Annotated in this window: 10 protein-coding genes; 7 read left to right on the top strand and 3 right to left on the bottom strand. The window is 39.0% G+C overall.

What is annotated here, in order from left to right:
- Positions 1 to 492: 492 nt before the first annotated feature.
- From MSBR3_RS03485 to MSBR3_RS03475, 3 genes are all read right to left on the bottom strand, one after another.
- Complete coding sequence (locus MSBR3_RS03485; RefSeq protein ID WP_268989139.1) at positions 493 to 1,494, bottom strand: AI-2E family transporter; 1,002 nt, start codon at positions 1,492 to 1,494, stop codon at positions 493 to 495.
- Between the two features lie 171 nt (positions 1,495 to 1,665).
- A complete protein-coding gene (locus tag MSBR3_RS03480) occupies positions 1,666 to 2,193 on the bottom strand; it encodes an LURP-one-related/scramblase family protein (RefSeq protein ID WP_048106467.1) in 528 nt (175 codons plus the stop codon).
- Between the two features lie 395 nt (positions 2,194 to 2,588).
- Positions 2,589 to 3,749: an iron-containing alcohol dehydrogenase gene (locus MSBR3_RS03475; RefSeq protein ID WP_048106466.1), complete on the bottom strand. Its 1,161-nt coding sequence runs from the start codon at positions 3,747 to 3,749 to the stop codon at positions 2,589 to 2,591.
- A gap of 468 nt (positions 3,750 to 4,217) precedes the next feature.
- Here MSBR3_RS03475 and MSBR3_RS03470 point away from each other — a divergent pair, with 468 nt between their 5' ends.
- From MSBR3_RS03470 to mtbC, 7 genes are all read left to right on the top strand, one after another.
- Positions 4,218 to 5,183: an alpha/beta hydrolase gene (locus tag MSBR3_RS03470; protein ID WP_048106465.1), complete on the top strand. Its 966-nt coding sequence runs from the start codon at positions 4,218 to 4,220 to the stop codon at positions 5,181 to 5,183.
- Positions 5,184 to 5,555: 372 nt separating this feature from the next.
- Entirely contained in the window at positions 5,556 to 7,631 is a 2,076-nt protein-coding gene (locus tag MSBR3_RS03465; RefSeq protein WP_080942187.1) for an amylo-alpha-1,6-glucosidase, read from the top strand.
- A 16-nt stretch (positions 7,632 to 7,647) separates the two neighbouring features.
- Positions 7,648 to 8,652 carry a glycoside hydrolase family 130 protein gene (locus tag MSBR3_RS03460; RefSeq protein ID WP_048106463.1) on the top strand — a complete coding sequence of 335 codons (1,005 nt, stop codon included), beginning with the start codon at positions 7,648 to 7,650 and terminating at the stop codon, positions 8,650 to 8,652.
- Between the two features lie 676 nt (positions 8,653 to 9,328).
- The gene (locus tag MSBR3_RS03455) at positions 9,329 to 9,535 is read left to right on the top strand and encodes a CxxC-x17-CxxC domain-containing protein (protein WP_048106462.1); all 207 of its coding nucleotides are present in this window, start codon (positions 9,329 to 9,331) and stop codon (positions 9,533 to 9,535) included.
- A 372-nt stretch (positions 9,536 to 9,907) separates the two neighbouring features.
- Positions 9,908 to 10,069, top strand: a complete 162-nt coding sequence (locus MSBR3_RS19945; protein WP_155396696.1) for a hypothetical protein — start codon at positions 9,908 to 9,910, stop codon at positions 10,067 to 10,069.
- 663 nt (positions 10,070 to 10,732) lie between these two features.
- Complete coding sequence (locus MSBR3_RS03450; protein WP_048106460.1) at positions 10,733 to 10,930, top strand: hypothetical protein; 198 nt, start codon at positions 10,733 to 10,735, stop codon at positions 10,928 to 10,930.
- A 904-nt stretch (positions 10,931 to 11,834) separates the two neighbouring features.
- Positions 11,835 to 12,479 (top strand): dimethylamine corrinoid protein MtbC, encoded by a 645-nt coding sequence (mtbC, locus tag MSBR3_RS03445; protein WP_048106458.1) that lies wholly within the window; start codon positions 11,835 to 11,837, stop codon positions 12,477 to 12,479.
- Positions 12,480 to 12,515 lie beyond the last annotated feature (36 nt).

Raw genomic sequence — 12,515 nt, 5'->3', positions numbered from 1 at the left:
AGTATACTGTAACAGAATTGAAGAGTTGATATATATGAATATGGAAAAAAAGAGCTTTCTAAAATCAATAAGGTTTAGGCGAGAAGTTTTGACAGTTAAAAAGTGTATATGTCCGTTATGTGCGGAAAAAGTAGACGAAAATGAATTCCGAAACGAAGTATTTGTCAAGGAATTCAAGAGTTCGGGGCTGTGTCAAGAATGTCAGGACATGGTTTTTGGATATAAGGTAGCATGGTGATAGATCAACTACCCGTTAAGGTATTGGAAATCCCTTTTCAGGTGGCAAGCATGGATTTTAATCTATCTCTACCTTTTATTCCTTGCAGAAAATTTTCAAATTTTTTCACTAATTTCTTGTTTTAACTTTTCTCATCGTCGTTTTTGTTAGTTTTTTCTGATTAGATATTGATTTAATCGTCCAGGCTATAGAGTTTGTCCGATTTCGAAATTTTCTGGCCTTCACAGAAGGTTAGTTTACAGAATCTATTTTCCTCAACCTTCTTCAGTATCTTCAATCGGGCCCATCAATCTGGCCAGCCATTTTGTTTCCTCAAAACTTTCAAGTATAATCTTCAGAACTATTGTAAGCGGTATCGAAAGCAGCACACCTCCGAGTCCAAATACAAAATTCCAGTATAGAAGAGCAAGAAATAGGAAAGCAGGGGATAATTGCAGGCCTTTTCCCATAAGTGACGGGAAAAGGACATTTTCTGCAAGCGCGTCTACGATAACGATAATTAGAATAACTGCAAGAGCACCCAGAGGCCCATACTTGAGAAGCGCAAGCATTATAGGAGGAATAGAAGCAATAACCAGACCAATATAGGGAATATAACTTAACAGAAATATGAGGACTCCCCAGAGAATAGCATACTCGATGCCTCCGATAAATAGAAGGAAAGCGATTGCAATACCAGTTATAAGGTTTATTTCTGCTCTTATAACAATGAATTTTACCAGTTTTTTGCTAAACTCACTCATCCTCAAGCGGAGTTCGGATTGCTTTCCAATTTCCAGGTCTACTTTTTCAGGAACACTGGCTGCATCTATTAGCAAAAATGCTGCTGTAATAATGATAATTCCAGCTGTTGTTCCGGCGTTCACAATTACATTAACAGTATTTGCCATGAGAGAAATCGTTACTGACAAGGCACTACGGAGAATTGACTCTAAGGAAAATCCTTTATATGAAGGGGCAAGTTTTGTAAGATTATTTATGAGTTCAGTCAACTGAGCTTGATAAATCGGTATTTGACTTCCAAACTGCATTGCTGCTTTAATAACTATTACCCCAAGGACCAGGATAATTAGAGTAAGTAATAAAATTACCAGAATAACACTCAGTACACCTGGAACCCCTTTTTGTTTTAGCCAGCGGACAAGCGGAGTAAAAATCAGTGCAGTAAATATAGAAAAAAAGACCACTGTAAGTATTGATGCAATCTCCCGCATCCCTATTGTCAAAATAACAGCAGCGGTGCTGTAAAGTAAAATTTTAGCGGGTACTGAGTGATCATTTGAATTTATATTTTCACCCCTCCAGTTTCTCTTTTCGTAGTCATCATAGAAGTTTATGCCCTGACTGCTACTTCTCTAAAAGCAGCATCTATCAAAGATACCTGCCTTAACCTAACAACTTTTTTCGGACTCTTTTCAGACTAGAACTCAATCCTCGTGTGCCATTTGATCGAGCGTAGCTGTAATCGCCAGGATGAGTGCATTATCATGCCCAGGCTCTATTTCCACTCCATAGGTGTCCCTGATGTGGAACCATTTTTTCGAAATTTCTGCAATTTTCTCCCCTTCAACATCAATCCGATACTCATGATCCAGAATATCGCCTTTAATTTCCATTTCAGGGCCGTCCGGAATTTCGACCTTCCAGGTGTCCCTCAAAATATTAATCAACGCTTTTTTAATTGTTGCAGCCAGTCCGTTGTCAGCTCGCTTGATATCCATTGTGTCCCTTATTTTGAGTAACCTCTCCTGGATTTTGTAAAGATCTCTTCCCTGCGCGTCCTTTAATATCAGGGTGTTTCGGAGACGAAATGCCTTACCGTCAATATAAAATTCTCGTTTTCCTTCTTCATTCTCTATCCAATAATCGTCTCCAAGGGCAACAAGCTTTTCATGCATCAGATAGATGTGCTTTTTTTCTTCGTCATATCCTTCACGGCCACCAAATGGTTTCATCGAAAATCACTCTCTCTTAAAAATCACTCTCTTATCTATGCAATCTCAATACCTTCTCTTAAAGAAGCAATTTACAAATCTTATCTTCGAATAAAGAAAAATAAAAACAAAGAAAGATAGTAGTTCGTTTTTATCAAGGTAATTAAAATATGAAATCTCAATTTCAGGCTTTCTTTGCAGGCTTAAGCTTTTGAGGCTTGAGTTTTTCAGGCTTGAACTTTCCAGAACTGCTTTATCCTGAACTGCTCTTTTCAGATCTAAGCTTTTAAGAATTGTTTTATCGGGAATTGGCCTCCAGGTTTAAGTTTTCAAAACTGTTTTATTCGGAATTTTCTTCTTCAGGCTTGATTTTTTCCAGAGTTTTTCTCTCCAGAATTGCTCTTTTCATGTATTTTTTACAGGGCTTTCCTGTAAATCTTAATAATATCTTCTTTTGAGAGCTCTCTGGGATTTGTCAGGCGGCAAACATCCTGCATCGCGTGTTCAGCCAGGAGTTCCAGATCTTCTTCCTTTGCGCCAAGCTCTTTTAAGCCGGAAGGAATTCCGATATCCGATGCAAGTTTCCTGATGGCTTCTATAGCCCTGTCTGCCGCCTCTTCATTGCTTAACCCTTCCACTTTTTCTCCCATTGCCCTGGCAATATCGGCAAAGCGTTCAGGGACGACCTGCTTATTGTATGCCTCCACATACGGAAGAAGAATCGCGTTACAGACTCCGTGAGGAAGGTTGTAAAACCCTCCTAACTGGTGCGCCATGGAATGTACATATCCGAGGCTTGCGTTATTGAAAGCGATACCTGCAAGGTATTCGGCATGCGCCATCATGTCCCTTGTTCTTATGTCTTCACCATGGGAAACGGCTTCACGTAAGTACTTTGAGATAAGTTCTATGGACTTGATAGCAGCTGCATCCGTTGTAGGCGTAGCCATGGTAGAAACGTAAGCTTCAACTGCATGGGTTAAAGCATCCATACCGGTTGCAGCCGTAAGTGCAGGCGGCATGCTTACCATGAGTTCAGGGTCGTTAACTGCAATATCAGGGGTAATACGCGGGTCTACGATTGCCATTTTGATATGCCGCTCAGTATCCGTAATAATCGTAAAACTTGTCATCTCACTTGCAGTGCCGGCAGTTGTATTTACTGTGATAAGTGGAGGAATCCCTTTCGTAACTTTTCCTACGCCTTCATATTCATTGATCAGTCCACCATTATATACTACAATGCCAATTGCCTTTGCACAATCCATAGGGCTTCCTCCTCCGACAGCAACTATTATGTTACAGTCCTCTTTTCTGTAAATATCCGCTCCTTCCATAACTGAAGTATCGGTCGGATTCGGGTCTGCCCCTGGGAAGATTGTGCCCTCCAGGCCTGCATCTGCAAGAATCTTGTAAATATCCAATGTAAGCCGTTCTCCATGCTTGCTTTTGCCTGAAACTATCAGGGCTTTTGTAGCCCCAAGATCTTTTGCATGCTTGCCGATTTCTTTTACGCAACCAGCCCCCATAAGGGCTACTTTCGGATTCAGATAAGTGTATGTCCTGTTTTCTGTCATGCTTTTTACTTCCCCTGGAAACTCCTTCTAGATACCCTAAGATCTTTCAAAACCTGTTATTGAAAACACAAAATATTAATAAAAATAATTTTCCCGTTAACTAATAAAGTTTTGCTCCGGAATAGAATTTTTGAAGCCTCAATCAAAAATCCTGAGAGCGAAAGGCAAATATTTTTTGACTTTTACTGTCCGTACTTTCTAAAATTATTTATCATAAGGAAACTATATTCTATCTATTTTATATATTTCTCAGTAATCAAAATATACATAGATTATCAGTTGTTTTCCGGTTTGTTCTGAACAAATGTATACTCAAACAAAATTACATTTGTGAGTTTTATTGTGAATTTTAAAATATTATTCATGTAGTGGTGGACAACTAGCGGTGGACAATCAAGGATATTGTTTTGCCTTATTTGCCGGCAATAGTATTAAGTACGATTTAATCAAGCCAGGAGGATCTTATCCGTGAATCAACCAATCGACTTGCTCGAACCAGCAACCAGAGTATTTATAGAAAAGGTAAACAAGCAGGGTGGAACACCAATCTATCAGCTATCACCAAAAGACGCCCGTAAAGTCCTTTTGGATTTGCAAGCTGATAAGGTAGCAAAACTACCTGCTGAAATTGATGACCTGGACATTCCAGTCGGTCCTGAGGGGCAGGTTTCAATCAGAATAATCAGGCCAAAAGGAAATAAGGAAATCCTGCCAGCCGTGATGTATTTTCACGGCGGGGGCTGGGTACTCGGAGACAAAAACACACATGACCGACTAGTTCGAGAAATTGCAAATGGAGCTAACGCTGCGGTTGTGTTCGTTAACTTCACGCCGTCTCCGGAAGCAAAATACCCGACACCGATAGAAGAAGCTTACGCAGCAACAAAATATGTTTCAGAAAATGGGGAGAAGCTCAAACTGGATAGCTCAAGGCTTGCAATTGTTGGTGACAGTGTAGGCGGAAATATGGCGATAGCTGTTTCACTTCTGGCAAAGGAAAGAGGCGGTCCAAAAATTGATTATCAGGTGTTATTTTACCCTGTGACGGATGCTAATTTTGACACTCAGTCTTATCAGCAGTATGCAAACGGTATCTGGCTTACTCGTGAAGCTATGAAGTGGTTCTGGGACAATTATTTGCCTGACAAAGAAACACGCAAGAAGCCCACAGCTTCTCCTTTACAGGCATCGCTTGACCAGCTCAAGGGACAGCCACCAGCTCTTATCATAACCGATGAAAATGATGTGCTGCGCGACGAGGGTGAAGCCTATGCCCACAAACTGATGCAGGCTGGCGTCAATGTTACAGCCGTTAGATATTTAGGAACTATACACGATTTCGTGATGTTAAATGCACTTGCTGGTACACCTGCCACTTGCAGTGCAATTGGTATGGCGAACGAGCACCTCAAAGCGGCTTTCACAAAATCATAATTGTTATGGTTGCTCATGAAAGTGCAATATCAAACATATCACAAATCCTAAATATCTCAGATCCTAAATATTTCAGATCCTAAATATTTCAGATCCTAAATATTTCAGATCCTAAATATTTCAGATCCTAAATATCTCAGCTCTTAAACATCAGATGTAAACATCAAATATAAACATCAGATTTTAAACATCAGATCTTAACGTTAATATAAAGTCTATTAATTTTGATTTTATAAATATATGAAAATAAATTTAAAAATGCATAAAACTCAGAGATCTAAAAAACATACAAAAGAGATGCAGCAGCTCTGGATAAGCTTGTTTTTTTCCAAACGTATAGCTATTTAATAAATCAATCATAATTAAATATACATGAGTGGGATCAGGTTTGGGGCGGACTGTCTTTCAAGATATGAAGAAGGAATAAAAAGAGAATGGATTATAGGAAACGGACTTGGAGGATATGCTTCTTCTACAGTTATTGAAGTAAGCACAAGGACTTACCACGGGCTGCTTGTTGCTGCTCCGGAAAACTCTCCAGGAAGGTTTGTATTGCTTTCTTCCCTTGATGAGGAGATCTCTACTGATGAAGATATTTATAAACTTGCAGTCCATAAATATCCAGATACTATCTCTCCCACAGGCTTCAATTACCTTTCCGAGTACACTCAAAATCCATTTCCTCTCTGGGTCTACCAGCCCGGCGATTTTACTGTAAATAAAAAAATCTTCTTGGTTCATAATAGTAACACGACATGTATTCTCTATGATATCGAATCCAAAAAAGAAGAAGCTTTACTAAGAATTTTTCCATTGGTAAACTCAAGAGACTTCCATTACACTGCTCGCTCAGGATACCTTTCTTTTTCTCAGAAAACTGATTCTTCAGGAGTAAAACTGGAGAGTTCTAACGGTTTCACTTTTTATCTTTCATCCAATCTTGAGTATCATTCTGATCCCAGATGGTACTATAACCTGGAGTATGACGCTGAAAAGCAAAGAGGGCTTAACTCCCAGGAAGATAATTTCAATCCCGGCTATTTCGAAAGCAAACTAAAATCGGGAATTTCTCGCTTCTTTATTGCAGCTTCAACAGAAGATATCTCCTCACTTAACCTCAGAAAAGTTGACGAACTTTATAGACGGACAGTAAACCGACAGAATCTCCTTGTTCTCAATTCCAGGCTCAGAGATCCCTTTGCCCTTAAACTTCTCAGGGCAACGGATACTTTTACGGTGAAGAATACTTTTTCAGGTGAAAACACTGTAATTGCAGGATATCACTGGTACTCCGATTGGGGAAGAGATACCATGATATCTCTGACCGGACTGTTTTTAATTCCTTATCGTCATGAAGAGGCCAGGTCCGTTCTCATGAATTTTGCTCGATATTGCAGGAAAGGCTTAATACCCAATACTTTTCCGGCTTTCGGAGGAGAACCAGTCTATAATACGGTAGACGCTTCTCTCTGGTTTATACATGCTGTTAGCCGTTACTTCGCATATACGAGCAACTTTCTTTTCCTCGCGGATATCTGGGACACTATAGAGGCTATTATAGATAATTACCGTAAAGGTACGGACTTCGGAATCGGTATGGACTCTGATCATCTTATTCAACAGGGACCTCAACTAACCTGGATGGATGCCAAAATTGGAGAGTGGGCCGTAACTCCAAGAGCAGGTAAAGCCTGTGAAATCAATGCCCTCTGGTACAATGCCTTGAAAATTGCTTCCAGCCTGGGTACTCTTCTTGGAAAAGAAGTTTTTTTATATGAAATGCTTGCAGATGGTGTTGCCTCGAATTTTGAGAATACTTTCTGGAACTCGGAAACTAATTGTCTCTTTGACCTGGTATATAACGATGAAACAGGTAACGAGGTTAAAGATCCTGCAATCCGTCCCAATCAAATCTTTGCCGTATCCCTACCTTATACTATGCTTCCTCCTGATAAAGAAAAAGCGATTGTGGACAGAGTTGAAAAAGACCTTTTGACTCCCTTTGGGCTTAGAAGTCTTTCGTGTGATCATCCATTATATAAAGGACAGTATCACGGGGATGCGCTCACCCGAGATACGGCCTATCATAATGGTACAGCCTGGCCCTGGCTCCTTGGTGCTTATGTAAGAGCTTACCGGAAAGTCCACAACTATTCCGAAAAGAGTCTGGAAGATATGAAGGCTCTCCTGGAGGGTTTTAACACTCATCTTGAATCCGCAGGACTTGGCACCGTTTCCGAAGTTTTTAATGGCGATTATCCTCACTCTCCAGGTGGATGCATAGCTCAGGCCTGGAGTGTTGCAGAAATTCTTAGAGCATATGTAGAAGATGTGCTTGAGATAAGGCCACTCTTAAGCACAATATCTCCAGCACTCTTAAGTGTTATATCCCCGGAACTGGATATAATGAGTTTTTCGTCTATGAATATAAATGAGAGAACAACATAAGTTTGAGGGAGATAATATGGCCTGGAAAGACCATGGGGAGATATTTGTACGGTCTAGAAAAAATCCAATACTTACAGTTGAAGATTGGCCTTATCGAGCTAATTCGGTATTTAACCCTGCAGCTGCTATAGTCGATGGTAAAATACTGTTACTGGTCAGGGTTGAGGACCACAGGGGATTTTCTCACTTTACAGCAGCAAGGAGTGAAAACGGAATTGATGGCTGGGAAATTGACAGTAAGCCAACTTTTTTTCCGGATCCTGTAAATCATCCTGAAGAGATATATGGTGTTGAAGATCCGCGCATAACTTACATAGATGAACTGGAAAAATGGGCAATAGTATATGTAGCTTTTTCGGATAGTGGTCCCTTGCCAGCCCTTGCCTTTACCGAGGACTTTCGTAGTTTTGACCGAGCAGGACCTTTGATGCCACCTGATAATAAAGATGCTGCTGTTTTTCCTGTAAGGTTTAATGGCAAATGGGCAATGTTACACAGACCTGCGCCTACTACTCATACTTTGAAGGCTAATATCTGGATCTCCTTTTCTTATGATATGAAATCCTGGGAAAAACCGGAAGTTCTCCTGTATGCCAGGGAAGGTGGATGGTGGGATGCTTACAAAATCGGTTTATGTCCTCAGCCGCTCCGTACACCCAAGGGCTGGTTAGTTATGTACCACGGGGTACGCCAGACGACTTCCAAAATAAGTTACAGACTCGGGCTTGCTCTTCTTGATCTCGAAGACCCCACGAAAGTGCTCCGCAGGTCTGAAGGCTGGATCTTCGGGCCTCGTGAGCCATACGAACGCAGTGGAGATGTCAATGACGTTGTTTTTCCCTGCGGATGGGTGCAGGTAGGCGACGAACTCCGTATTTATTACGGAGCTGCCGATACATCGGTGTCAGTTGCCAGCGCAAAAATGAAAGATATTATGGAATATATTTGCGGGTGTCCTGAGAAACAGTGCCCTGAAGAATATTGCAGGTGGTTTGAAGAAAACAGAGGAAAGCCCTATTGATTTGAGAAGAGGATGAATCTGGAGCTGGACATTGACCGTTTACTAAAGACCATAAAAGAGAATGAGCACTCAAGAGTGGCACGAAGATGCAGGCTTTTTCAGCTATAAGCCCTCGAACACTTAAAAAGAAATATCATTTAAGCTCTTGAAAGGCAAAAATAGAAGAATTTGAGGATTTGTACTTAATTTTCGCGATAGAGAAACAGCAGTTGATTTCCATATGTTGGTTCTGTAATCGGTTTATTAAGTACAGAAAAGCTGGATGTGAAGGAAGTAAAGGTAGCATACGAGTTTCGGAAAAGCGGAGACATAATGCTAAAAATTTGCTGAAAATGTCATTACGATAATTACCGTAGAGTGTTTATCCGTGAACGGTAACTCAAATTATCATATTACAGAGGCACAAATGAAAAATAAAAAAACGGCTAATTTTGGGATAAAACATACGGGAAATAATAATTAAAAGTCAAATGTATATATACAAGTACGCATGTATATATACAACTTGCGCTTATTATAGTATACAGGACTTACGCACTTGAGGAACAAAATCAATCACAATAGCGCTGTTTTTTAAGTTAATATTTTAAACTGTTGAGGGTTAATGTTGTTGATTTTCCAGTTCAGCACATAAGTTCTAAAACTATAACTAACAACCAGAACAAAGGTAAAATAAATGGCTTTTAATGATAGAGGAAAACCCTTCAGGGGAAGAGACAGCAATAGCAGAGATTTCAGAGCTCCCAGAGAAATGTACAAGGCAATCTGTTCGGATTGCGGTATTGAGACAGAAGTTCCATTCAAACCAACCGAAGGACGGCCGGTTTACTGCAGGGAATGTCTTCCCAAACACAGGATACCCAGAGAAGACCGTAGATATTAAATGTTATTTTTGTAACTGATTTACATCAAGACATATTTTTACTTCCCTTTATGGGGCAGAGTTAAGGTTCTGCCTCATGAATTTCTCTCCGAGAGCACGATGCTCTTTAGCAATATCGCGATCTCTACACAAAACTTCTTGAGATTTGTGATTTTACAGAAAACCAGCACGGTCCCCGTCCTTTTCGCTCGCTCACGCGAACTGATTTGTTTTTTATAGTGGTGCATCGACCAAAACATGCACATAATTGAAAATTATTAATCTCTTCTGGACCTGAACTCAAATGTTTAGTTTTTGATGTAACTTGAGATCGATGCATCAGTATACGTTATTTAGATACTAATTAATGTGTATAGATACGAGGAGTTAAAAATGAAAATCGGTAAATCAAAAGCAAAGAAAGGGGGGAACTATGCCCCATGTGAAATCTGCGGAGAATACTATAAACAAGCTGTTTATATGTATATTGGTAGAAAATGGACTAAAATCGGGCAGGGGTGCCCTGAATGTCTTAAAAAGGAACTACAAAAGTAATTTATCGTACTCTGTTAACCAGTGACTAATAAAGAGTAATTAAAAGATCAGCTGAATCAGCGCTCCAGATCACTATATTGCAGGTAACTACTCTTACATTAAGAGACCGCAGGTTCTGAATATCTTTTATTACTTTTTCAACAGTTTAATACAATATATATCTTCAAACCCATTTACAGATGGAACTTAATAACAATATAGCATCGTTCTGCACTTCCGTCAGCTATTTTTATACCTGGATAACATTTGCATTGTTTGGTATTTTGAAAAATTTACATTGGGTCAATAAGACATATAAACTAATCCTAAATCGGTATCTCCGTATTCTCTATACACTCTATTCATCAGTTAGTTATCAAATTCCTTGTTTTCATTAAAAGAGAAAAGGTGAAACCATTAGAATCAATATCAAATGACTTTTTTGACAGGCTAGGTAATTAAACTATTCCCTGAGTCTATCTGAAACTATTGTGGAAATCTTGCATAAAATACAAGAGAATTCAAAAGTGCCAACGACATAGTTGGCAAAGTTACTAGAACTATAAACAGTTTCGGCAGCTAATTGGAATACTGACAAAACATTAAATATGTAAAACTTAAACAAAAATTTATTTATGTAATGAGTTTATATTAATAAATTAAGAAGTTTAAGAGGCATCACTAATGGATACAGAAACACAAACTGAAATAAATGAGAAATTAAGAACTATACAGTCAAATGAGAAGAAAATAAAAATTGCAAAAAAACAAATCACAGCAATAGAAGAAAAGATAAAAAAGTATACTAACCAGAACAATAAGCTTAAAGAAGAAGTTAATAAACTGGTAGGAGAATCAAGCCTTCAAATGAACCTGCCGTGATAGCTACAAGTTGCTACTTGGCAAAGTAGGACAAGATATTGTAATCTATCAAAACAAAGAAGCAAAAAGAGAACACTCAAGAACGTTATGAAGTGGAAAACTTTTTCAGTTATAAGCTCTCAAATACTTAATAAAAATATCTTTAATTCCTTGAGACTGCAAAAACAGGAAACTTTGAAGATTTATACTTAATTTTTCTAAAAAATAATCTACATGGATACATATTTGTTGACCTTATATATTTATACATAATTTGTTAAACAATAAATTTTAAACAATAAATTTTAAACAATAAATTTAATTGATTGCTTATATATTCTTCACAAGTAACCGATCAAAATTGGGTTTTTTAAATCTTTTATAACTGTTTGCTTACTTATCCCGGTTTATTTCTTATTTTTTGTCAGCAAGGTTTTAAAGTATTTATTTCCTTCTTCATCTGGAAAGTTCCTTTTGATGCCATAAATATCGCTTTCATAACCAGTGAACTCATTCTTGAAACTCTGTTGAGCCAGAAAACATACAATTATCTTTGAAAATGCAAACATCTGATACTTAAGCTCGGTCCGAAGCTTAAAGGCAGAGAATTAGTAAAACATGTGATTACGTAATTAATATAACCCGGAAAATTGAGTTCACTTGAAATTTAATTCTACAAAAAAGCTCATTAAAATTTTCAATACCATTAAAAAAACTCATAACTTGAGTTCTGCCCATTAGGACCATCAGAGCGCACTGGCTTTTCAAATGCACGGGTAGTACTCAAGTTCTCACCTTTTTTGAAAAAACTCTACAGGTTGGGCTAAATAATTCAGGATTCATATATAAATATCCGATTAGAGTGCCGGATTTAGTTTATTCCTCAAACACTAAGTGAATTTCTGGCATTCATGGAGGGAAAAAAATGGCAACTAAAGAGGAACTTATTCAGGAGCTTTCTGAAGCAGTTATCTCCTGTAAAAAGGATGCAGTGCTCGCAGCTGTCGCGAAAGCGAAAGAGGTTATGGAACCTGCTGAGATCATTGACAAAGGTCTTTCTGCAGGCATGAACCAGGTAGGAATTCTTTTTGAGAGAGGGAAACTTTTCCTGCCACATGTAATGATAGCTGCTGATGCAATGACAGCAGGAGTTAAAGTGCTTGAAGCTGAGCTTCCGACAGGAACAGAGAACAAGAAACTCGGTGTTATCGTAAACGGTACTGTCGAGGGCGATGTCCATGATATCGGTAAGTCCATAGTGTCAACAATGCTCCAGTCCTCTGGCTTTGAAGTCTATGACATTGGCCGTGATGTTCCGGTCATGAACTTCATCGAAAAGGCAAAGGAAGTCAATGCCAATATGATTGGAATTTCCGCCCTGATGACCACAACCCTTCAAGGACAGAGGGCCATAATAGATCTACTCAAGGAAGAAGGGCTTAGGGACAAAGTAAAAGTCATGGTAGGAGGAGCTCCTGCAACTCAGGCCTGGGCTGACAAAATAGGTGCCGACTGCTACGCTGAAAATGCAAGTGAAGCTGTCGCAAAAGCAAAGGAACTGCTACTCTGAACCCCAATAATCAATAAAATCTGTTCAGTATAAACT

The sequence above is a fragment of the Methanosarcina barkeri 3 genome, from assembly GCF_000970305.1.
GTDB classification, from domain to species: Archaea; Halobacteriota; Methanosarcinia; order Methanosarcinales; family Methanosarcinaceae; genus Methanosarcina; species Methanosarcina barkeri_A.
Note: the sequence above shows the minus strand (reverse complement) of the source record. Positions and strands in the feature narration are given on the sequence as shown.

Excerpts from the sequence above, each read along its gene's own strand:
- MSBR3_RS03450 (WP_048106460.1), top strand. The coding sequence starts at position 10,733 with ATGGATACAGAAACACAAACTGAAATAAATGAGAAATTAAGAACTATA.
- MSBR3_RS19945 (WP_155396696.1), top strand. The coding sequence starts at position 9,908 with ATGAAAATCGGTAAATCAAAAGCAAAGAAAGGGGGGAACTATGCCCCA.
- MSBR3_RS03455 (WP_048106462.1), top strand. The coding sequence starts at position 9,329 with ATGGCTTTTAATGATAGAGGAAAACCCTTCAGGGGAAGAGACAGCAAT.
- MSBR3_RS03465 (WP_080942187.1), top strand. The coding sequence starts at position 5,556 with ATGAGTGGGATCAGGTTTGGGGCGGACTGTCTTTCAAGATATGAAGAA.
- MSBR3_RS03480 (WP_048106467.1), bottom strand. The coding sequence starts at position 2,193 with ATGAAACCATTTGGTGGCCGTGAAGGATATGACGAAGAAAAAAAGCAC.
- MSBR3_RS03475 (WP_048106466.1), bottom strand. The coding sequence starts at position 3,749 with ATGACAGAAAACAGGACATACACTTATCTGAATCCGAAAGTAGCCCTT.
- MSBR3_RS03460 (WP_048106463.1), top strand. The coding sequence starts at position 7,648 with ATGGCCTGGAAAGACCATGGGGAGATATTTGTACGGTCTAGAAAAAAT.
- mtbC (WP_048106458.1), top strand. The coding sequence starts at position 11,835 with ATGGCAACTAAAGAGGAACTTATTCAGGAGCTTTCTGAAGCAGTTATC.